The following is a 20317-nucleotide window of genomic DNA, read 5'->3' on the forward strand; positions in this document are numbered from 1 at the left end:
CCGCGCTCGCCGCCTCCTGCCATCCGCTGCGGCGCGGGCTGCGGGCGCCGCTCTCGTACGCGCTGGAGCGCTGGGCCGACGAGTCCGCCGCGTCCGCCGTCGGCGACCGCCGGCTCGCGGCCCGCGCGGTCGGCCGCGCCGCCCTGGCGGCCCGCACGACCGGCTCGGCCCGCCCCAGCGCCGCGCTCGCCGCCACCACGGGCCCCGTCCCACGCCGCGTCGCGGCGCTCCTGCACGCCACACCGCCGGCCGGACTGCGGCAGGCCCGTGGCCGGCGCCTCGTGGCCGCCCTCCTCGCCGGCTGTCTCCTGGTGTCCGCGGCGGCGGCCGTCGAGGCCGCCACCGATCTCCACGAGAGCGTGGAGATCGCCCAGGGCGAGTAGCTCCCGGTTCTCCCGCTCCCGGCTCTCCCGCAGAATGGGAGACCGGGTGGGAGAGCTGAAGGGCGAGGCGGCGGACGTGGCGGACGTGGCGGAGAACGACGTGGCAGACGTGATCGAGCGGGCGTACCTCCGCGCGCTCAACGCGGCGGACGCCGACGCCGAGGACGCCGTCGACCTCAGCGCCTCGGCCCTGGCCGCTGCCGGCTCCGGTCCCGCCGCCTCGGGAGCCGCTTCCGCCGCGAACGACGCGCTGCTCGCGCTCACCGACCGGCTCGTACGGTCCTGCTGGACCCGCGGCTGGCAGCCCGCCGACGTGGTGCGTATCGCGCGCCGCAGGCTCACGGACGGGCACGCCCGCCTCGCCGCCGACCTGATCACCGCCGAGGCCCGCACGGCCCCCGCGGCGGCCGCGTCCAAGGACCCGCGCTGGGCCGCCCAGCTCGCCGAGCTGGCGGCGGCCGGCCCGTGGAACGGCGACGGCACGCTCCTCGCCGCCCACGGCCGCCGCGAACGGCTCGACGGCTTCTCCGCCGCCGTCTCCGTCATGGAACTGCTGCGGCTGCTCGGACGGCTGCCCCGCATCACGCCGGTGGCGGCGCCCACGGCGGCCTGCGCAGCCGCCCACCGCCACGCGGCCCCGCTGCTCGGCCGGATCCGCGCCCTGCTCGCCAAGGCCGAATCCACCGACTTCCCGGAGGAGGCCGAGGCCCTCAGCTCGAAGGCCCAGCAACTGATGGCCCGGCACAGCATCGACGAGGCCCTCATCGCCTCGGACGCGGGCGCGGGCGGCTCCGACGGTCCGGGAGCCTGCCGTATCGGCATCGACCAGCCCTACGAGGGCGCCAAGGCGCTGCTCCTCGACGCCGTGGCGGCGGCCAACCGCTGCCAGGCGGTGTGGGCGGGCGACGTCGGCTTCTCGACGGTCGTCGGTTTCGAGCCCGACCTGGAGGCCGTCGAGCTGCTCTACACCTCGCTGCTCGTCCAAGCGGACGCCGCCATGCTGCGCACCGCGAAGGGTGCGGGGAACGGCTCGGGGAACGGCTCGGGGAAGGGCCGCAACGGCAAGGCCCGGCACGGTGGTTCGCGCTCCAAGGACTTCCGGCAGTCCTTCCTCATCGCCTACGCCGGCCGTATCCGCGAACGCCTCGCCGACGCCACCGAGCAGGCCACCCACGCCCCCGACCTCCCGGCGGAACGCCTGCTGCCGGCTCTCGCCGCGCGGGATGTCGCGGTCCGCGACACCACCACCCGCATGTTCCCCACCACCACCTCGCACCGGCTCAAGGGCCGCGACCACGAAGGCTGGACGCACGGCACCGAGGCGGCCGACCGCGCCGTACTCGGCGGCCGCCAGTAGCGCTTTCCGAGCCCGTTCGGTCCGTCGGTCCGTCAGCCCGTCAGCCCGTCAGGTGCCGTGCCTGCGTCACCGCCTGGGAGAGGTCCCGGACGGCCGGGTCCTCGGTGCTGCTCGCCAGGGTGGTGGCGTGCTCGGCGAGGACCGGCAGCTCCGGGGCGCCGGGGAGGCGGTCGGCGTCGCCGCGGTTGCGCAGCCAGTCGGCGAAGTAGGCCGCCAGGGCGTCGACCTGCAGCCGCTTCGGGGCGGCGGTCCAGAGCGGGGACGTGAGCGCGGCGGCCTCGATCGTGCCGGACTGCTCGTGCGGAGCCCGGGTGGACGGGTCGAGCCACCGGACGGTGGCGGTGGCGACGTGGCCCGAGGCACCGGGCTTGAGGTGGACCGAGTACAGGGCCGTGACGGTGTGCCCGGGGCCGACCTCGCCGCCGTCCACCGCGTCGTTGCGGAAGTCCCCGTTGGCGACGGTCCGGTCGTCGAAGCCGATCAGCCGGTACTCGCTGACGGTCTGCGGGTCGAAGGCGACCTGCGCCTTGGCGTCGCGGGCCCTGAGGTCCACATTGGCGGGCAGTTGCTCGGTGAAGAGCCTGCGGGCCGCTTCGGGCTCCGAGACGTAACTCGTGTGCCCGTCGCCCTTGTCGGCGAGCTGTTCCATCAGCTTGTCGCCGTACTGGCTGCCCACGCCCACCCCGAACAGCGTGATGCCGTGGTCGTGCCGGGCCGTCCCGATCCGGTCGAGGATCGCGGCGGCGGTGGTGTCACCGGAGTTGGCGAGGCCGTCGGAGAGCAGCACGACGCGGTTGGTGACGCCGGGCCGTGCGGCCTTGACCGCCTCGTTGTAGCCCGCCTGCACGCCTGCGGCGAGGTTGGTCTCGTCGCGCGGCTCCAGGCCGTCGACGACCGAGTGGATCCGGCCGCGGCTCTCGACCCTGCCCAGCCGGGTCATCGGCAGTTCCACCCGCGCCTCGCCGCTGAAGGTGACGATGGCGAGGGAGTCCTCCGGGCGCAGCGAGTCGATGGAGCTGCCGAGCGCCTGCTTCACGAGGTCGAGCCTGCCGGGCTCGGCCATCGAGCCGGAGACGTCCACGACGAACGTCATGGCGGCGGGCGGCCGGCTCCCGCTCTGCGCGGAGCGGGTCGCCAGGCCGACGCGCAGCAGCGACCAACTGCCCTCGCTGTCGGTGCCCTTGACGTCGTTCGGGGTGTCGTTCTTGGTGTAGATGCCCTCGCCGTCCGTGCGGGCGCCGTCGGTGGTGACGGTGAATCCGTCGCCCTCGGGCTGCGGGTAGTCCTGCCGGAAGCTGTTGACGAACTCCTCCTGGCGCACGGTCTCGGGGGCCGGCAGCCGGCCGCCGGCCAGGGTGCGTCGGGCGTAGCCGTACGAGGCGGTGTCGACGTCCAGCGCGAAGGTGGACAGATAGCTGGGCACCGCCTGGCTGTGCTTCTGCGCTTCGCCGGAGCTGTCCTTGGCCGCTCCGCCCGGGGCCGCCGACGCGGCCGGTCCGCCGTTCAGGTTCGGCGGTGCGGGCGCCGGTCGTACGGGGGCTCGGTCGGCGCTGCCGTTCCGCGACGCGTCGGGGGTTCCGCTGCTGCACCCGGCGAGCAGCAGCCCGCCGGCGACCGCCGCCGCCACGGCGACCCGGCGCGCGTTCCCGGCCCGCTTCCCCGCCCGCTTGCCGTCCTGCGTTACGGAACGCGTCCCGTCCTGCGTTCCGGAGCGCGTCCCGTACCCCTTGCCGTACCGCTGCTCGTACCGCTTCATGCGATTCCCCCACGGACTCGTCGGCCTTTGCCCCTGTGACGAACGCCGGCCCGTGACGGAGGCATCGGAGGAATTGCGGAAGCGTCTCGATGGGGCAACGGCCGGTCGGTATGCCCCGGGTCGTCCGGGAGTGGGCCCGGTACTCCGCCCGCGGACCCCGTTTCCCGCCCGGCGGATCCGGCCGGACGAGTCTCCGCCCACTAGTAGACACGGCGTCAACAAGCTGCCATCGTGACCGCCATGTCGCAGCGATGGGTCACGGCCTCGGACGGCGTCCGGCTGGCCGTCTACGAACACGGCGAACCGGCCGCACCGACGGTCGTGTGCGTGCACGGCTTCCCCGACGACCACGGTGTCTGGGACGGCGTCGTGCGGCGCCTCGCGGACCGCTTCCACGTGGTGACGTACGACGTGCGCGGCTCCGGGGCCTCCGGCGTACCGCGCAGGAACCAGGACTACCGGCTCCCGCAGCTCGCCGCCGACCTCACCGCCGTCGCCGACGCCGTCAGCCCGGACGCGCCCGTGCACGTCCTGGCGCACGACTGGGGCTCCGTGCAGAGCTGGCACACGGTGACCGTGCCGGCGACCGCCCACCGCTTCGCGTCGCTGACCTCGATCTCCGGCCCGGACCTGGACCACACCGGCCGCTGGTTCCGGGCGCAGCTACGCCCGAGCCCGCGCAAGCTCTGGCACTTCACCCGGCAGTCGCTCGCCTCCGGCTACGTGGGCTTCTTCCATCTGCCCGGCATCGCGGAACTCGCCTGCCGCGCGGGACTCCTCGACGCGGTGACCAAGGCCGCGCAGCGGCTGGAGACGGGTGAGCCGCCGGCCGGCTACGGCCCGGGACTGGCCGCCCGCAACCGTGCGGGACTCAAGCTCTACCGGGCCAATGTGCTGCCCCGCACCCTCCGGCCCCGGACCCGCCACGCCGCGCTGCCCGCGCAGGTCCTCGCGCCCCGGCGGGACATGTTCGTGCTCGTGCCGTGGCAGACCGAGATCACCGACTGGGCGCCGGACACCGAGATCCACATCGTGGACGGCGGGCACTGGCTGCCCGCGTTCCGCCCCGATCTGGTCGCGGAGTTCACGGCACGGCTCATCGACCGGATCGACCGGACGCCGGGCGTGACGACGCCCGAGCGGACCGCCGCAAGGACGACCGCCGCACGGAAGGCAGGGCAGGAATGACCGCGACCGAACCGGACAACCTGGTTCTCACCCCCCGCGATGTCCAGTGGGACTGGACGGGCCTGCCGATGCACTACATCGACGGCGACCCGTTCACCACGCACTTCGCGAACGTGCTGAACATCCTGCTGCCCGAGGGCGAGGACTGGTTCATCACGGTCTTCCAGCAGGCCGTCCCGATGATCAAGGACGACCGGCTGCGCGAGGACGTCATCGGGTTCATCGGCCAGGAGGCGACGCACTCCGCCTCGCACCAGACCGTCCTCACGCACTTCAGGAAGGTCGGCTTCGACACCTCGCCCTACACCGACCAACTGCGCTGGTTCTTCAGCAAGATGCTCGGCGACCGGGAGCTGACCGGGAAGAAGGCGCAGGGCTGGATCATCGACCGGATCGCGATCATCGCGGCGATCGAGCACGTCACCGCGTACCTCGGTGACTGGATCCTCAACGCCGAAGCGATCGACCGCACCGACCACAACCCCGAGATCCTCGACCTGTACCGCTGGCACGGCGCGGAGGAGGTCGAACACCGCGCGGTCGCCTACGACCTGTTCACGCACCTCGACGGCCGCTACCGCAACCGCGTCCGCGCCCATGTCGTCGCCTTCCCCGTCCTCGTCTACTGGTGGGTCCGGGGCCTGCGCTACCTGATGGCCGCCGACCCCGAGCGCATCGCGGGCCGCGACAAGCCGCGCTTCCGCGACTGGTTCCGGGCCTCGCGCAAGGGCGTGCTGCCGAGCCCGAAGAGCCTGGTGCGGCTGTACTTCGGCTATCTGCGCCCCGGCTACCACCCCTCGCAGTACGGCTCGACGACCCAGGCCGTCGCCTACCTCGCCGCCTCGCCCGCCGCGCGCGCCGCCCACCGCTGACCTGTTCCACTCGTCGAAGGACCGAACGTGAGCACCGAGACAGAGACCGGGACAGAGACCAGGACCGGGTCACGGACCAGGACCGGAGCCGGGACCGGGGACGACCTGCGGACGCCGCCACCACGCAGCGCCACCGACCCGCGCCCGGACCCGATCCTCGCCCTGCTGGCGCGCGTCACACCCTTCCTGCTGTGGCAGAGCGCCCGCCGCAAGCGCCGCGAGCCACGCCCGGTCGACCGCTCGCTGCGGCTCGTCGTCACCGAGGTGCGGCAGGAGGCCGAGGACGTCGTCAGCCTGCGCTTCACAGCAGCTGACGGCAGCCCGCTGCCGGGCTGGCACCCGGGTTCGCATCTGGACCTCGACCTGCCGTCGGGGCGCCGCCGCCAGTACTCCCTCTGCGGCGACCCCGCCGACCGGACCACGTACCGGATCGCCGTACGGCGCCTCGCGCACGGCGACGGCGGCTCCCGCGAGATCCACGAGACGCTGACCCCCGGCACCGAACTGCGCGCCCACGGCCCGCGCAACGCCTTCGCCTACGCACCGGGCGGCGCCTGCCTGTTCATCGCGGGCGGCATCGGCATCACCCCGATCCTCCCCATGGTCCGCGCCGCCGCCGCGGCGGGCGCCGACTGGCGGCTCGTCTACACCGGCCGCAGCCGCGCGACCCTGCCGTTCCTCGACGAGATCGACGCCATCGGCGCGATGGCCGGTGCCTCCGGCCGGGTCACCGTCCGCACCGACGACACGGACGGCATCCCCACCCCCGAACAACTGCTGTCCGGAGCGGGCCGCGGCACCTCCGTCTACTTCTGCGGACCCCCGCCCCTCATCACCGCCGTGCGCGACGCGTTCCCCACGACCGGCGCCGGCGGCCTCCACTTCGAGCGCTTCGCGGCGGCCCCGGTCGTCGACGGCACCCCCTTCGAACTCCAACTCGGCCCCGACGGCCCGGTCCTCCCCGTCCCCGCCGACCGCTCCGCCCTCTCCGTCCTCGCCGAACAGCGCCCCGAAACCGGCTACTCCTGCCGCCAGGGCTTCTGCGGCACCTGCCGCCTCCCGGTCCTGGCGGGCGAAGTGGCCCACGCGGGCAGCCCGACGGCCCGCCGCACGGACACGAACATGCTGATCTGCGTCTCCAGGGCAGCGTCCGAGGGCGGCAGGATCACGCTCGACGTGTAGGCCTCGGTGCGGCCGGGGCCGGGATGCGGATGTGCAGCAAGGTGGGGCCGCCCGGTGGGCTGGTGACGTCGAGGGTGCCGGCCACGACGGAGACACGGTCGGCGAGGCCGGTGAGACCCGTGCCGCCCTGCTTCGCGGGGTCTGCCGGAGGCCCGGCCGGCCGGCCGGCGCCGCCGCGTCCGTTGTCGTGGATCCGTACGTCGAGGTGGGTGCCGTCGTGGCCGCCGGTCACGGTGGCGCGGGTGGCGCCGCTGTGTTTGGCGACGTTGGCCAGGGCCTCGCAGACCGCGAAGTAGGCGGCGGTCTCGACGGCGTCGGGCAGTCGGCCCGGGAGGTCGAAGGAGACGTCGACGGGCACCGGGGAGCGGTCCGCGGCGTCGGCGACGGCGTCGGGCAGGCCGCGGTCGGTGAGGATCTGCGGGTGGATGCCGTTGATGAGTTCGCGCAGTTCGGTGAGGACCTGGCCGGCTTCCCGGTGCGCGACCGCCAGTTGCCCGGCGAGCCGGCTGCCGGGCGGCGCGTCGAGACGGGCCAGGCCGAGCGTCATGGAGAGCGCCACGAGACGCTGCTGCGCACCGTCGTGCAGATCGCGTTCGATGCGGCGCCGTTCGGCCTCGAAGGCGTCGACGAGCCGGACCCGCGAGTCGGTGAGCTCGGTGATCCGCCGCTGTGAGCTGTCGTCGCCGGGCACCAGCAGGAAACGGGCGAGCTCGGCCCGTACCCCGGCGAACGCCGTCAGCGGATAGGAGAAGGCGACCAGCAGCACGGCCCCGAGGAGCGCGAGCGCCCAGGCGTTGCCGTACGAGTCGATGTGCAGCGTCTTGAGCACGTGCACCTCGCCCTCGGTGGCCAGTAGTGCGGGCGTGGCCATCAGCGCACCGGGAACGGCGAGGGCGAACCCGAGGACGAGCAGATCGCACCAGCACAGGACGAACGCGGTGAGCACCGTGTAGCCCAGCTCCCACCACGTGGCGCGCTCCCGGAACCGCAGCCGCGCCCAGGCCGTGAGGCCGGTGCGGTCCGGGGTCCGGTGCGGGCTGGGCGCGGGCCGGGGGTCGATCCAGCGCATCCTGCGGCGTTCCAGCGCACCGAACGGCAGGCCCGCCAGGGCGAGTGCGGCCAGCAGTGGCAGCCCGACGAGGACGAGCGCGAGCGATCCGCCGACGGCCGTGCCCAGGACCAGGACGGCACACGTGACGGCGCCCGCGAGTCCGCCGGTGAGGAGATACGCCGCGGACCGCCACGGCCGGCCGGACAGGACGAACGCGGGGTCGGCCATCGCCTGCCAGGCGCTCGGGAGCGGGCGCGGGCGCGGAAGTGGAGTTGCGTTCTGCGTGTTCAGGGGCTGCACCCGGCCACGGTAGGCGCCGGGGCGGGACGGGCGCGGTAGTGCCAGCCCTACTCCTGCCCTACTTCTGCTCTACTCCTGCTCTACTCCTCCGCGACCGCCGCCTCGGGAGGTCCCGGCGGCTCAGGTGGCTCCGCCCGCCGCTCGTCCCGCAGTTCGGACAGCACGCCGAAGGCGGCCGCCGCCACCGGTACGGCCATCAGGGTGCCGAGCAGTCCGCCCGCCGCCGCGCCCGCCGTGACGGCGAGCATCACGGCGGCCGGGTGCAGCCGGACCGTACGGCTCTGGACCACGGGTTGCAGCACCGCGCCCTCGATCGTCTGCACGGCGAGGATCACCCCGAGCGTCCACAGCGCGGTCCCCAGCCCCTGGTCGGCGAAAGCGACGAGCACCGCGACCGTTCCGGACAGGAAGGCACCCACGTAGGGCACGTACGCGCCGACGAAGACCAGCACGGCGAGCCCCGGAGCGCCGGGTACGCGCAGGGCGGCGAGCCCGATCAGGATGAACGCCGCATCGATCGCGGCGATGATCGTCGTACCCCGCATGTAGCCGGACATCGCGGCGAACGCGCGCCGCCCGACCCATAGCAGTCGTTCCGCCACAGGGCCCGGCAGCGCCGTGCGGACCGCGCCCGGCAACCGGTCGCCGTCACGCAGCAGGAAGAACAGCATCGCGAGCATCAGCACGAGCCCCATGAGGAGTTGCGCCGCCACACCCAGCCCGCTGACGAAGCCCTTGGCCACCGCACCGCCCAGCTGCGCGCCGAGGCTGTTGAGTCCCTGCGCGGCGCTGTTCATCGTGTCGCCGGCCGAGCCGAGATCGTCGGCGAGCTGCTGACCCGCCTCTTCGAGGGAGGCGGAGAGCTGGGCGGCGTTGGTCACCAGGGTGTGGACCATCACCCACCCGGCGAAGACGACGACCGCGATCAGGACCACACAGGTCAGCGCCGCCGCCGCGGCCCGGGGCAGCCCGCGCGCCACGAGCTGCCGGGCGAACGGCCCGAGCAGCGCGGCGCCCAGCAGCGCGAGGAGTACGGGGACGACGGCCGCGCGCAGTTCGACGCACACCCACAGCCCGAGCGCGACGACGGCGGCGCCCAGCAGGATCGCCGCGCACCACCGCGCCATGCGCAGGACCGGAGCCGGGAGCGCCTCGCGCTGGTCGTCCATACGGAGATCTTCACGCGATTCATCCGTACGTCGCATGTTGTGGCGCACCTGGCCCAACCGCGCCGACTCACCCCCCTGAGGACCGGCCCACCACCGGTCCGGTCAGTGGTAGCTGACGGCCAGTACGGCCATGTCGTCCGTACCGCGGCCGCCGGACCACTCCTCGACGTCGCACACCAGCGCGTCGATCACCTCCCGCGGACCTTGGAACGGCCCGCGGCCGGCCAGTCGTACGACGGGGTCGTAGAACACCCCGGCCTTGTCGCGGGCCTCCGTCACCCCGTCGGTGACCAGCAGCAGGGTGCCGCCGGGCGGCAGCGGGTGGGCGTCCGGCGCCGAGCGGGAGCCGTTGAGCCCGCCCATGCCGAGCGGCAGATCCGGCTCGGCGGCGTCCAGGGCCGACACCGTGCCGCCGACCAGCAGATACGGAGCGGGGTGGCCGCGGTTGAGCAGCCGAAGCGTGCGGCAGTCCGCGGAGAACTCGGCGAGCAGCGCCGTCGTGAAGCCCTCCGTCTGGTCCTCACCCGCCCGGCGGACCCCTTCGCGGATCAGCGAGTGCTCCAGCCGTTCCGCCAACTCCGGCAGGTCGGCCGCCCACTCGGCGGCCTCCCGGAAGGCGCCGAGCAGCACCGACACCGCCCCGACCGCGCCCAGCCCCTTGCCGCGCACATCGCCGATCAGCAGCCGGGTGCCGAACGGGGTGTCCTCGACGGCGTAGACATCGCCGCCGATCCGCGCCTCGCTCTGCGCGGCGCGGTAGCGGACCGCGATGTCCAGCGGGCCCATCCGCTCGGGCGGGGTGGGCAGGATGGCGCGCTGGGCGGCCTCCGCCACCGTCCGCACGGTGGCCAGGCTCCGGCCGTAGCGGTCGATCAGCCGGTTCACGCCGAGGCCGATGAGACCCGCGAGGAACACGTTGGCGATCTCGGCGGCGCCCAGGACGTGGCCGAAGGACCCGTGCCACACCGTCAGCCCGACCATCGCCCCGAGGGAGACGGCGGAGAGCAGCAGAGTGGAGCCGAACGAGAGCGTCGCCCCGGCCGCCACGCAGGCCACGGCGAGCAGCGGTCCGCCGTGGTAGTCGACGGGGGTGAGGAGGTCGAAGCAGACGCCGATCAGGACGACGGCCAGCGGGACGAAGCGGACGGGGACGGGCCAGCGGCCGGAAAGGCGGTCCACGCGCTTCCTCCGTCATCACTCACACGTCTTCGCTTGCACGCCGTCGCTCGCAGACCCTGGCTCCAGCGCATCCACCGGAACACGGTCGAGTACATGATCTTATGTCCGCTTTTGCGGGAATGCGGAGTGGCGGCCCTTCGGGCACCGTGGACGGAAGGACGGAACGTACACGCCGCCCCCCACCGCCCCTCACTACGCCGGGAGAACGCCATGACCGACCGTACGTACCGCGTGACCGAGATCGTGGGCACCTCGCACGAAGGCATCGACGCCGCGATCCGCAACGGGATCCACCGGGCGTCGCAGACGCTCCGCGCTCTCGACTGGTTCGAGATCACCCAGGTGCGCGGCCACATCGTGGACGGCGAGATCGAGCACTACCAGGTGGGGCTGAAGGTCGGATTCCGGCTGGAGGACTCCGAATAGCGCAAGCGGCGAGGAGACACCGAAGAGCGCCGGGCAGCAGGGAAGGGCGCGGGCGGGCGCGGGAGGACGACAGGGCCGTGACCGCCACCGGGAGACCGTCCCGGGATCCGGCGACGGCCACGGAGACAACAGTTTGTCTGCCTTGACCACGGAAAGTAACCATCCTCGGTGACGCGCCTTCGCGGTACCGGCCGAACGGCGGAGAGCGGACGGCCCGCGGCGTGTCCAGCGGGCGCGGGCGGCGGTCGTGGCGCGATGATCCTCCGATGCCAGGAACCGCGTCCGTCCGCGGGTCGGCCGTCAGGTCGCTCGCCGTCCTGCTCTGCGCCGGACTGCTGACGGCGCTGCCGGTCCTGCCGCTCCTGCCTGATCCCGCGCACGGTTCCCTCGGTGGGCGGCAGGCCCGCGCCGACGACCGGCTCGGGGACGTGTCCGCCGAGGTGGACACCATGTACCGGCAGGCCGCCGACGCCACCACCGCGTACGACAAGGCCCGGCGGGCCGCGGACAAGCAGCGGGCCACGGCCGTCCGGCTGCGGCGGTCGGTGACGCTCGGTCAGCGGAAGATGGACGGGCTGCACGAGAGCATCGGCCTGCTGGCCCGGCTGCAGTACCGCTCGGGAGGGCTGCCGGCCGTCGCCGCGCTGATGCTGTCCGATTCCCCCGAGGAGCTGCTCGACCGGATGGGGCGGCTCCGCAAGAGCGACGAGGCCGTGACGGCGCTGCTCAGCACCGTGGCGACGACGACCGCCCATCTGCGACGGGACAGGACCGCGGCCGACCGGGCGCTCGGGGAGCTGGACGAGCAGACCGCGCGCGAGGCCGGGCTCCAGAAGGAGATCACGGCCAAGCTGGCACGGGCCCGCGAACTGCTGCGGCGGCTGGAGGCCGCCAGATCCGCCCGGTTGGCCTCCCCGCAGGAGTGCGCGCACGCGATCCCCGAGGAGATGCCGTCGCCCGGCACCGCCATCCGGGTGCGCGCCCCCTGGATCGCGCCCGTCGACCACTACACCCTGTCCGCCGGCTTCGACGCGCCCGGCGACCACTGGGCGAACCGCCACACCGGCCAGGACTTCGCCGTGCCGGAGGGCACTCCGGTGCGCGCGGTGGGGGCCGGAACGGTCGTCCGGACGACGTGCGGCGACGGGTTCGGCAACCAGATCGTCCTGCGGCACGGCAACGGGTACTTCTCGCAGTACGCGCATCTGTCGCTGATGCAGGTCAAGGTCGGTGAGCGGGTGCTGACGGGCCGGCAGATCGCGCTGTCGGGCAGCACCGGCAACTCCACCGGTCCGCATCTGCACTTCGAGGTGCGGGTGACGCCCGAGCTGGGGTCAGGGGTGGATCCCGTGCCGTGGCTGCGCGAGCACGGCGTGCGCCTCCAGTCCGTGGCAGCCCCGTCCACGGCCCCCGCCGTCACCCAGCTACCCACGGCCCCGGCCATCACCCTCGCGCCGCCGGCCCCCGCCGTGACCAGCCCGTCAACGCCCCCGGTCGCCGCGGTCCCTCCGGTCTCCACAATCCCCACGACTCCAGCCCACTGAAGCGCACTGACGGGCGCGGCTACCGCAGCCACCGCCCCCGCCCACTGAAGCCGGCTGAAGCCCACTGACGGGCGCGGCTACCGCAGCCACCGCGCTACGACGTGACCACCCGGGCCACCAGCACCGCCACGTCGTCCTCCATGGCCCTGTCGACGAGCCGCTCCAGCACCTGGTCGAGGAGCTCTTCCAGGCTGCCCTCCGGGGTCAGCCGCAGTGCCGCGAGCCGGGCCAGGGAAACGTCGATGTCCTCGCCCCGGCGCTCGACGAGGCCGTCGGTGTAGAGCAGCAGGACCGAGCCGGGGCTGCAGCGGCCCCTGGCCAGCGTGTAGCCGCCGAACCCGGTGCCCAGCGGCGGGCCGGCGGGGACGCGGATCAGGTCGGCGCTGCCGTCCGGGCCGAGGACGGCGGGCGGCAGATGGCCGGCGCTGGAGTACCAGGTGAAGCCGCGCGGCGGATCCACCAGGACGAGCATGCAGGTGGCGGGGCGGCCCGACTCGGTCGAGGCGATGAGGGCGTCGAGCCGCTCCAGGATGCGGTTCGGGGGCTCGTCGTCGGCGGCGACGACCCGCAGCATCGCGCGGTAGTGGCTCATGTCGACGGCCGCCTCCACGCCGTGCCCCATGACGTCGCCCATCGCCAGCAGCGTTCTGCCGCCCGGCAGCTGGACCGCGTCGAACCAGTCGCCGCCGACCAGCGCGCTGCTGCCGGCCGGCAGATAGCGGGACGCCACCTCGAGGTTCGGGTGCGGGCTGCTGGGCTCCGCCAGCAGGGCGCTCTGCAGCCCGAGCGCGATGTCGTGCTCCCGGGTGAAGCGGCGCGCGTTGTCGAGGCTGATGGCCGCCCGGCGGGCCAGGTCCTGGGCGACGACGACGTCCTCGGCGGTGAAGCCCGGGGAGTCCCCGGCCCGCACCAGGGTCACGGTGCCGATCGGCTGGCCGCGCGCGGCGAGGGGGACGACGAGCGCGGAGTGGATGCCCGCCGCCCGGTACGCGGCGACGCGTTCGGTGTTGGGGGCCGCCCGGACGAGATCCTCGTCGGACAGCAGGTTCTGCATCAGCGGCTTGCCCGTCTCCAGGCAGCGCGGAATGGCGGAGCCGGCCTGGTAGTCCACGTACTCCCCCGGCACGCCGAACACCTGCACGCGCTCCCGCAGCCTCGGCACGGACGACAGCGCGGTCCTGCGCATCCGCAGCGACCCGGGCGCCGGGCGGCCGCTGCCTTCCCCCTGCGTGACCGGCAGCACCTCGACGGAGGCGACGTCGGCGAGCAGCGGCACCAGGAAGTCCGCGAGCTCCCCGCAGGTGGCGTCCATTTCGAGCGTCGTGCCGATGCGGGTGGCGGCGGCGTCCAGAAGGGTGAGCCGTTCGCGGGCCTGCTCCAGATCGCGCTGCTGCTGCCGCGAGGCGGTCACCTCCAGCACGATCCCGACGATGCCGATCACCACGCCCTCCGCCACCAGCCGGTGGTAGGCGCCGTGCCAGTACCGCCGCTCCAGCCCGGACGGTGCCTGGGTGTGCCCGCTGGACGTCACCTCGCGCGGCAGCCCGTCGGCGAGTACGGCGCGCAGCACGTCCTCGCGGCTGTCGATGCCGGGCAGGACCTCGGCGATGGTCCGGCCGAGGTGCGCCTCGGCGGGCACGCCGTTGATCCGGGCCAGCGCCGGGTTGACGTACACGTAGCGCATACCGGGGTCGAGGATGCCCACGCCGGCCGAGGTGCCCTCCAGGATTCCGCGCAGGATGACGTTCGAGTCCGCGTCGGCGTCAGGGTGCACGCGTCCGCCTCCCTCGCCGTCAGTCCGTCACCGCAGGCAGGACGGCCCAGCCACCATCCATCGTGGGCCGACGGGCCGGAATGCGCATCCGTTGGCGGCCCGGAGCGGGCCGCACCCCCCGGACGGCCCATCTCCGGTGGCGGGACCTTTCCGGGCAGCTGATCCTTTTGTCTTTAAGGCGGGAGTTTCATGATCAATGCTCCCGTCGCGCTCGTCGTCGCGATCTCGGGAGCCCGTTGTGAGCCAGGATTCACCCACCGCGTCCACACCGCCACCCACACCGCAGGGGGGTGCCTGGGGCGGCAGCCGCCCACCGGCCGACTCCTCCGCCAACGGGTTGGCCGCCGGGGGCACCGTCTTCGCCGGCATCATGCTGTTCGTCTCCGGTGTGCTGGCGATCCTCCAGGGCATCGTCGCCATCGCCAAGGACGACGTGTACCTCACCACCCCGGCCTACGCCTTCCGCTTCAGTCTGACGTCCTGGGGCTGGATCCACCTCATCATCGGCGTCATCGCGGTCGTCGTCGGCTACGGCGTGCTCACGGGCTCCGCGTGGGGGCGGGTCACCGGTATCGCCCTGGCCTCGCTGAGCATCTTCGCGAACTTCATGTTCCTGCCCTACCAGCCCGTCTGGGCGATCACGCTCATCGCGATCGACGTCTTCGTCATCTGGGCCCTCGCCAGCTACCGCCCCACCGACGACGCGGAGGCGCTGCTGTGAACCCGACCCTCGACCAACTCCGCCGCTGCTCGGTCGCCTTCGACATCGGGGCCGCCAGGACCCGCGTCTACCTGAGGAACACCGGTCTGGTCGTCGACGAACCCAGCGTGGTCGCCGTCGACATCAGGACCGGCGCGCTGATCGCGGTCGGCGCCCGCGCCGAGCAGATGGCCGGGCGCACCCCGGAGCACATCCGCGTCGTGCGGCCGGTGTCGAACGGCACCATCGTCGACATCGCCATGGCCCAGCGGATGCTGAAGCACCTCCTCGGCGACAAGCTGCGCAAGTCCTGGCGCCGCGCGCCGATGGTGCGCGCCGCCGTCTGCATGCCGAACGGCAGCGACCCGCTCGCGCAGCGCGCGGCGACCGAGACGCTCTTCGGGCTCGGCGCCCGCAGGGTCGAACTCGTCGACACGCTGATCTCCGCGGCGGTCGGCTGCGGGATGCCCGTCGAACACCCCGAGGCCACCATGATCGTGGTGTGCGGGGCCGGCACCACACAGATCGCGGTCCTGTCGCTCGGCTCGATCGTCGCGGCGGAGACCGTGCCGGTGGGCGGCGACGCCATCGACCACGCGGTCGTGCAGCACCTGCGCAGCCAGCACGAGCTGATGCTCCCGAGCCAGTCCGTGCGCCCGCTGCACCACGTGCTCGGCACCACCGGCCCGACCCTCGACAGCACCGAGGTCTACGGCCGCGACGTCGTCAGCGGCCTCGCCCGCACCGTCCTGGTCGAGACCGACGGCGTCCGGCACGCGATGCGCACCCCGCTCACCGCGGTCCTCGACGCCATCGGCACCGTCCTGCGCCGCTGCCCCCCCGACCTGGTCGCCGACCTCGCCGACCGCGGCATCATGCTCGCCGGCGGCAGCGCCCTGATGCCCGGCCTCGACGCCATGCTCCGCCACGCCACCGGCATCCCGGTCACCATCGCCGAACGCCCGGACGTCTGCGCGGTCCAGGGCCTCGGCGCCATGATCGAGGGCCGCGTCCGCCCGATGGCCCTGGCACCGCTGAGCGCGTGAGCGCGTAGTCGTTCGCGAGTGAGCGCCGGCCGGCTGCCTGCACCACGTCCGGGGTGGGCAGCCGGCCGACAGCCGCAGTCGGATCAGGGGACCGGAGTCTCAGCGTTCACGCGGAAGTGGAGCGGGATGCCGGCGCCCCATTTTCGGTCGCTCCCCCCACACTTGGTAGCAGCCCTGCAGATACGCGGTAGCGACCGCATCGGTCATGAACACCAGAACCCGGCACACGCCATCGGCGTCGGGCAGCGCGCAGACGTCGCGCATGACCCGGTCGGCGATCACGTATCGGTGGCGCGTGGCGGACCACATCGTGATGTAGCGATCCCTGGCCGGAGGCGGGGACAGTGCGCTAACGCCCGGCTGTGTGGCCCACATGGTCACCGGCCCCCGTTCCGCTCGGAGCCCGTCGACGTACGGTGTTCCTCCGTCGCCGTCACACGTCGCGTCTCATCATCGGTCGCCGGACGCAGACGGTTCGTGTTCACGGTTGCTTCGTAGTGCTCGAAGCGCACGCGCAGAAGTCCGCCGTCCAGATCTCTGACCACCACACCGGGTCCCAGATCCCCGGCCTCATCGGTCACGTACTCGCCCTCGCAGAAGTTCGCCGCTGCCATGGACACCACGCTAGGAACAGCGGCTCATCGCCCTCTACGTCCTTGCAGCGACTTGCATCTCAGTTCACTTGAGAGCGTCGATCGCCGCAGTGATGAGCGATCTTGCGGCAGCCCCATGCACAGCGATCGCAGCCAACTCGCTGAATCCGTCGACGTATTGGGAGACCTCTCCTGGCTCGGTGACGGTCACGGCGGCCGACAACAACTCGATGTGCACCCGCCGGTCGTCGAACACCGAGAACGTCTCCAGCGGCCAGATGTCACGCCTGGCCGTGAAGGGAATCACGCCCAGGGAGACAGCTGGCAGCGCCATCACCGCTATGAGATGACCGAGTTGACCTGCCATCACCTCCGGGTCGCCGACCCGATATCGCAGCACCGACTCTTCGACCAGAACGGCGAACCGGTGGTCGCCCTCTCGGATGACATGAGACCGTGCCATCCGCGCCGCTACGGCATCAGCCACGTCGTTCGGAGTCCCGCGAAACGCGACGATGGATGACAGCAGCGCGGTCGCGTACTCCGGAGTTTGGAACAATCCCGGCACGACGTTCGAACAGTAGACACGGAAATGCTGCGTTTCCTCGTACAGCGGGATGCTCGCCGCATGGGCCCGACTCAGTCCGGTACGTTGAACTCGCCGCCATTGCACGTACATCGAGTCGGCCGTACGATTCGCGGCAATAAGGTCGGCCGACTGATTTTCGGCGTCGCAGACCCGACACCAGGCACGAATGTCTGCATCCGATGGTGGCGTCCTGGAATTCTCAATCCGCGACGACTTCGACTCGCTCCAGCCGGCGCGTACTGCCAGTTCCCGCCCCGTGATTCCGGCATCCAGCCGGATCTCGCGCAGGCGGGCGGCGAGGGCTTCACGGGCGGCTCGGACACTGGAGGAGGGAGATGGTGACATGATCCGGTATCTGCCTGAAAATTTCTCTAGACGGCGAACTCTTCGTGCGGAACGGCCCGCTTCCAGATTTCCTCAAATGCGGATGCGTTCAGGCCCACCACGCTCACATCATCAACCAGCTCGTCTTCCACTACGGCACCATCGCCGGAGAAGTGATGAACTCGCAGGAGTTTCCCATCGAATGCCCAGAAATCGTTTCCTGGCAGAAGTAGATCCGTAGTCATCCGACGCGGAATCCAACGCACCTGTTCGCCTGCCGCAACGTTGGCAGTCGTTACGTAGTGCTCCCAGCGGATGTACTCGGAAACAGGTTCCGAAACGATCCGGGCCCGGCGGATCTCAACACCTCGCGCCACCGCATCGGAGATGGTCGCGTGGAAAGGCTGCCACCAGGATGCGCGATCCTCCCAGTTGGTCCGGTGCCCCGCCCGCCACGCCGCAAAGCGCTCATTGTCGCCGTAGGCGTCGCGCATCTCCAGATGAACGGCCGACCGCTCACAGGCGGCCAGCAGATCAGCGAAGGGCGGAACGTTCTGCGTCATCGCATGCCCTTCTCAGCAACGGCACCATGCGCGCCGGAATCCGAATCACCGCTTCGTAGTCGGGCAGCGAACCGGTCTCCTGGCACTTCGCCTCGGTCGCGTCGTCGGCCTTCCAGCCCTGCAGTACCAAGTCGCCCCCCTCCGCATCCACCCACACGGTGGGGCAGTGGTCGGTGTCGGTCTCAGGGTCCATGCCGATGAACTGAAGATCCATGTCGGACTCCCGCGCATGATGGGTTGCTTCAGGTTGCACCACCATCACCTCCAACGCTGACACTCGTCAAGGAAGCCTCGCTGCAACGCTCTTGGGACGGAGCAGCCACGCAGGAGTTCCTCGGACAGCCGATGCCGGAGCCACGGGATCCGCGTGGATAGCCGGGAGGGACTCCTATGCTCGCGGACATGAGCCAACCGAGGTCCATGCATGGATTCGTTGTCCCTGCCGAGCGCAGCGTTCACTGGGTGCTGAGCCTCGTGGATCCGCCCGTTGCCGGTGATCTCGTGACGGACTACGCGGGGACTGCACGTGACGCGCTCGACGAGGCGCTGGCGACGCACTTGGCGGGCGTCGAGGATGCCGAGGAGCGGAGGGAGCTCGTCGAACAGAGCGGACGCGCTGTCAGTGAGTGGCTGGCGCAGGCCTTCAGCACCGACAACCCGGCTTCCTAAGCCGAGTCCGGAATCACGGTAACGGTCCACTGAAGGTCCGCTGAACTCAGCGGGCGCGCCCCATCGCCGGGCAGGTTGAACCACAACCCGGCCGGCGAACGGCGCCCCCCGCCCTCAGTGGTGGAACGCCGTTGCCTCCGCTGCCGGGCGGTCCAGGGGGCCGTCCTGTTGGCGGAGTTCGGGGAGGAGGCGGGAGAGTTCCTCGACGAGGAGGTCGGCGAGGTCCTCGGAGAAGCCGTTGCGGCAGACCACGCGCAGGACGGCGAGGTCCTCGCGGTCCGCCGGGTAGGTGTAGGCGGGGACGAGCCAGCCACTTTCGCGGAGGCGGCGGGAGACGTCGAAGACGTCGTAGTTCTTGATCTCACCGGTGGTGGTGAAGGCGAAGACCGGCAGCTGGTCGCCCTTGGTGATCAGCTTGAAGTCGCCGAGCGCCTCGATGCGGGAGGCCAGGGACATCGCCACGTCGCGGCTGCTCTGCTGTACGGCGCGGTAGCCGTCGCGGCCCAGGCGCAGGAACGTGTAGTACTGCGCCACGACCTGCGCGCCCGGCCGGGAGAAGTTGAGGGCGAAGGTCGGCATGTCGCCGCCGAGGTAGTTGACGCGGAAGACCAGCTCTTCGGGGAGGGCGTCGTGGTCGCGCCAGAGCGCCCAGCCGACGCCGGGGTAGACCAGCCCGTACTTGTGGCCCGAGGTGTTGATCGAGGCGACGCGGGGGAGCCGGAAGTCCCAGATGAGGTCCTCGTCGAGGAAGGGGGCGACCATCGCGCCCGACGCGCCGTCCACGTGGACGGGTACGTCCAGGCCGGTACGTTCCTGGAGCGCGTCGAGGGCCGCGCAGATCTCCGCGACCGGTTCGTACGATCCGTCGAAGGTGGATCCGAGCACGGCGACTACGCCGATCGTGTTCTCGTCGCACAGCGCCACGGCCGACTCGGCGTCCAGGTGCAGCCGGTCGCCCTGGACGGGCACCAGGCGCGCCTCGACCTCCCAGAACGCGCAGAACTTCTCCCAGCACACCTGCACGTTGGCGCCCATGACGAGGTTTGGCCTGGCCGTCGCCGGATAGCGGTCCGCGTTGCGGTTCGCCCAGCGCCGCTTGAGGGCCATGCCGGCGAGCATGCACGCCTCGGAGGAGCCGGTCGTCGAGCAGCCGATGACCTGTTCAGGGTCCGGCGCGTTCCAGAGGTCGGCGAGCATCGCCACGCAGCGGCGCTCCAGCTCGGCGGTGCGCGGGTACTCGTCCTTGTCGATCATGTTCTTGTCGCGGCACTCGACCATCAGCACATCGGCCTGCGGCTCCATCCACGTGGTGACGAACGTCGCCAGGTTGAGCCGTGAGTTCCCGTCGAGCATCAACTCGTCATGGACCAGCTGGTACGCGGTGTGCGGCGACATCGGCCCGTCCGGCAGCCGGTGCTTGGGCGGCGCGGTGCGCATGCTGCCGACAGGGTCGGCGTCGCCGTAGAAGAACGGGTTGACCGCGAGCGGACGGGAGTCCCCGGCTCCCTTGTGCAGCGCCATCAGACGGTGGCCGGGCAGCGGACGACGGCGGCGTTCACGGGAGTGCTCATGATGGTGCCTCCTCAACGGGTTCCCATCGGGACGATACGGCGCCCGTGGCCGTCCCGCCCGTCAGGAAGAGGTCACCCACG

General features: G+C 72.0%; 19 protein-coding genes and 1 pseudogene. 10 read left to right on the plus strand and 10 right to left on the minus strand.

Annotated features, from left to right (window positions below; translation table 11 throughout):
- Both O3W51_RS25050 and O3W51_RS25055 read left to right on the plus strand, forming a co-directional pair.
- Positions 1-383, plus strand: a pseudogene (locus tag O3W51_RS25050) (M56 family metallopeptidase); the annotation flags it as partial.
- Between the two features lie 46 nt (positions 384-429).
- Entirely contained in the window at positions 430-1740 is a 1311-nt protein-coding gene (locus O3W51_RS25055; protein ID WP_331284091.1) for a DUF2786 domain-containing protein, read from the plus strand.
- A 40-nt stretch (positions 1741-1780) separates the two neighbouring features.
- On the opposite strand, the gene O3W51_RS25060 is transcribed toward O3W51_RS25055, so the two are convergent.
- Positions 1781-3496 carry a vWA domain-containing protein gene (locus O3W51_RS25060; RefSeq protein WP_269287389.1) on the minus strand — a complete coding sequence of 572 codons (1716 nt, stop codon included), beginning with the start codon at positions 3494-3496 and terminating at the stop codon, positions 1781-1783.
- A 240-nt stretch (positions 3497-3736) separates the two neighbouring features.
- On the opposite strand from O3W51_RS25060, the gene O3W51_RS25065 reads away from it, so the two are divergent.
- The 3 genes from O3W51_RS25065 to O3W51_RS25075 are packed head-to-tail and all read left to right on the plus strand — an operon-like array spanning position 3737 to position 6738.
- Entirely contained in the window at positions 3737-4684 is a 948-nt protein-coding gene (locus tag O3W51_RS25065; protein WP_198358823.1) for an alpha/beta fold hydrolase, read from the plus strand.
- Positions 4681-5556 (plus strand): metal-dependent hydrolase, encoded by an 876-nt coding sequence (locus O3W51_RS25070; RefSeq protein WP_138355857.1) that lies wholly within the window; start codon positions 4681-4683, stop codon positions 5554-5556. Before O3W51_RS25065 ends, O3W51_RS25070 begins: the two co-directional genes overlap by 4 nt.
- 27 nt (positions 5557-5583) lie before the next feature.
- Entirely contained in the window at positions 5584-6738 is a 1155-nt protein-coding gene (locus O3W51_RS25075; protein ID WP_198358825.1) for a PDR/VanB family oxidoreductase, read from the plus strand.
- Here the strand turns inward: O3W51_RS25075 and O3W51_RS25080 are convergent.
- From O3W51_RS25080 to O3W51_RS25090, 3 genes are all read right to left on the minus strand, one after another.
- Positions 6722-8017 (minus strand): sensor histidine kinase, encoded by a 1296-nt coding sequence (locus O3W51_RS25080; RefSeq protein ID WP_138355917.1) that lies wholly within the window; start codon positions 8015-8017, stop codon positions 6722-6724. The genes O3W51_RS25075 and O3W51_RS25080 overlap by 17 nt on opposite strands.
- Positions 8018-8169: 152 nt before the next feature.
- Positions 8170-9258: an AI-2E family transporter gene (locus tag O3W51_RS25085; protein WP_269287390.1), complete on the minus strand. Its 1089-nt coding sequence runs from the start codon at positions 9256-9258 to the stop codon at positions 8170-8172.
- Positions 9259-9360: 102 nt separating this feature from the next.
- Positions 9361-10437 (minus strand): PP2C family protein-serine/threonine phosphatase, encoded by a 1077-nt coding sequence (locus O3W51_RS25090; protein WP_164295748.1) that lies wholly within the window; start codon positions 10435-10437, stop codon positions 9361-9363.
- Positions 10438-10647: 210 nt separating this feature from the next.
- Here O3W51_RS25090 and O3W51_RS25095 point away from each other — a divergent pair, with 210 nt between their 5' ends.
- Entirely contained in the window at positions 10648-10863 is a 216-nt protein-coding gene (locus O3W51_RS25095; protein ID WP_138355860.1) for a dodecin, read from the plus strand.
- 266 nt (positions 10864-11129) lie between these two features.
- Positions 11130-12407, plus strand: coding sequence for a murein hydrolase activator EnvC family protein (locus O3W51_RS25100; protein ID WP_138355861.1), 1278 nt, complete (start codon positions 11130-11132; stop codon positions 12405-12407).
- A 94-nt stretch (positions 12408-12501) separates the two neighbouring features.
- Here O3W51_RS25100 and O3W51_RS25105 read toward each other — a convergent pair whose 3' ends face one another.
- On the minus strand, positions 12502-14181 hold the full coding sequence (locus O3W51_RS25105; RefSeq protein WP_244809234.1) for a SpoIIE family protein phosphatase: 1680 nt from the start codon (positions 14179-14181) through the stop codon (positions 12502-12504).
- 238 nt (positions 14182-14419) lie between these two features.
- Here O3W51_RS25105 and O3W51_RS25110 point away from each other — a divergent pair, with 238 nt between their 5' ends.
- Positions 14420-14902, plus strand: a complete 483-nt coding sequence (locus O3W51_RS25110) for a DUF7144 family membrane protein (RefSeq protein WP_443048333.1) — start codon at positions 14420-14422, stop codon at positions 14900-14902.
- Positions 14899-15927 (plus strand): rod shape-determining protein MreB, encoded by a 1029-nt coding sequence (mreB, locus tag O3W51_RS25115; RefSeq protein ID WP_138355863.1) that lies wholly within the window; start codon positions 14899-14901, stop codon positions 15925-15927. Before O3W51_RS25110 ends, mreB begins: the two co-directional genes overlap by 4 nt.
- Positions 15928-16304: 377 nt before the next feature.
- Here mreB and O3W51_RS25120 read toward each other — a convergent pair whose 3' ends face one another.
- The 4 genes from O3W51_RS25120 to O3W51_RS25135 all read right to left on the minus strand — a co-directional run bounded on the left by O3W51_RS25120 (position 16305) and on the right by O3W51_RS25135 (position 18210).
- Positions 16305-16541 carry a hypothetical protein gene (locus O3W51_RS25120; RefSeq protein WP_138355864.1) on the minus strand — a complete coding sequence of 79 codons (237 nt, stop codon included), beginning with the start codon at positions 16539-16541 and terminating at the stop codon, positions 16305-16307.
- 64 nt (positions 16542-16605) lie between these two features.
- Complete coding sequence (locus O3W51_RS25125; protein WP_138355865.1) at positions 16606-17454, minus strand: helix-turn-helix domain-containing protein; 849 nt, start codon at positions 17452-17454, stop codon at positions 16606-16608.
- Between the two features lie 26 nt (positions 17455-17480).
- On the minus strand, positions 17481-17996 hold the full coding sequence (locus O3W51_RS25130; RefSeq protein ID WP_138355866.1) for a DUF6879 family protein: 516 nt from the start codon (positions 17994-17996) through the stop codon (positions 17481-17483).
- Positions 17968-18210: a hypothetical protein gene (locus O3W51_RS25135; protein ID WP_138355867.1), complete on the minus strand. Its 243-nt coding sequence runs from the start codon at positions 18208-18210 to the stop codon at positions 17968-17970. Before O3W51_RS25135 ends, O3W51_RS25130 begins: the two co-directional genes overlap by 29 nt.
- Positions 18211-18398: 188 nt before the next feature.
- On the opposite strand from O3W51_RS25135, the gene O3W51_RS25140 reads away from it, so the two are divergent.
- Positions 18399-18665, plus strand: a complete 267-nt coding sequence (locus tag O3W51_RS25140) for a hypothetical protein (protein WP_138355868.1) — start codon at positions 18399-18401, stop codon at positions 18663-18665.
- 114 nt (positions 18666-18779) lie between these two features.
- Here O3W51_RS25140 and O3W51_RS25145 read toward each other — a convergent pair whose 3' ends face one another.
- Positions 18780-20186: a glutamate decarboxylase gene (locus O3W51_RS25145; protein WP_138355869.1), complete on the minus strand. Its 1407-nt coding sequence runs from the start codon at positions 20184-20186 to the stop codon at positions 18780-18782.
- Positions 20187-20317 lie beyond the last annotated feature (131 nt).

It is taken from the genome of Streptomyces sp. H39-C1 (assembly GCF_027158125.1).
Taxonomy (GTDB): Bacteria; Actinomycetota; Actinomycetes; order Streptomycetales; family Streptomycetaceae; genus Actinacidiphila; species Actinacidiphila fildesensis.

What these genes read in the sequence shown, in the direction of transcription:
- O3W51_RS25060 (WP_269287389.1), bottom strand. Translation starts at nt 3,496, where the DNA reads ATGAAGCGGTACGAGCAGCGGTACGGCAAGGGGTACGGGACGCGCTCC.
- O3W51_RS25065 (WP_198358823.1), top strand. Translation starts at nt 3,737, where the DNA reads ATGTCGCAGCGATGGGTCACGGCCTCGGACGGCGTCCGGCTGGCCGTC.
- O3W51_RS25070 (WP_138355857.1), top strand. Translation starts at nt 4,681, where the DNA reads ATGACCGCGACCGAACCGGACAACCTGGTTCTCACCCCCCGCGATGTC.
- O3W51_RS25080 (WP_138355917.1), bottom strand. Translation starts at nt 8,017, where the DNA reads ATGGCCGACCCCGCGTTCGTCCTGTCCGGCCGGCCGTGGCGGTCCGCG.
- O3W51_RS25085 (WP_269287390.1), bottom strand. Translation starts at nt 9,258, where the DNA reads ATGGACGACCAGCGCGAGGCGCTCCCGGCTCCGGTCCTGCGCATGGCG.
- O3W51_RS25095 (WP_138355860.1), top strand. Translation starts at nt 10,648, where the DNA reads ATGACCGACCGTACGTACCGCGTGACCGAGATCGTGGGCACCTCGCAC.
- O3W51_RS25100 (WP_138355861.1), top strand. Translation starts at nt 11,130, where the DNA reads ATGCCAGGAACCGCGTCCGTCCGCGGGTCGGCCGTCAGGTCGCTCGCC.
- O3W51_RS25120 (WP_138355864.1), bottom strand. Translation starts at nt 16,541, where the DNA reads ATGGCAGCGGCGAACTTCTGCGAGGGCGAGTACGTGACCGATGAGGCC.
- O3W51_RS25125 (WP_138355865.1), bottom strand. Translation starts at nt 17,454, where the DNA reads ATGTCACCATCTCCCTCCTCCAGTGTCCGAGCCGCCCGTGAAGCCCTC.
- O3W51_RS25130 (WP_138355866.1), bottom strand. Translation starts at nt 17,996, where the DNA reads ATGACGCAGAACGTTCCGCCCTTCGCTGATCTGCTGGCCGCCTGTGAG.
- O3W51_RS25135 (WP_138355867.1), bottom strand. Translation starts at nt 18,210, where the DNA reads ATGGATCTTCAGTTCATCGGCATGGACCCTGAGACCGACACCGACCAC.
- O3W51_RS25140 (WP_138355868.1), top strand. Translation starts at nt 18,399, where the DNA reads ATGAGCCAACCGAGGTCCATGCATGGATTCGTTGTCCCTGCCGAGCGC.
- O3W51_RS25145 (WP_138355869.1), bottom strand. Translation starts at nt 20,186, where the DNA reads ATGGCGCTGCACAAGGGAGCCGGGGACTCCCGTCCGCTCGCGGTCAAC.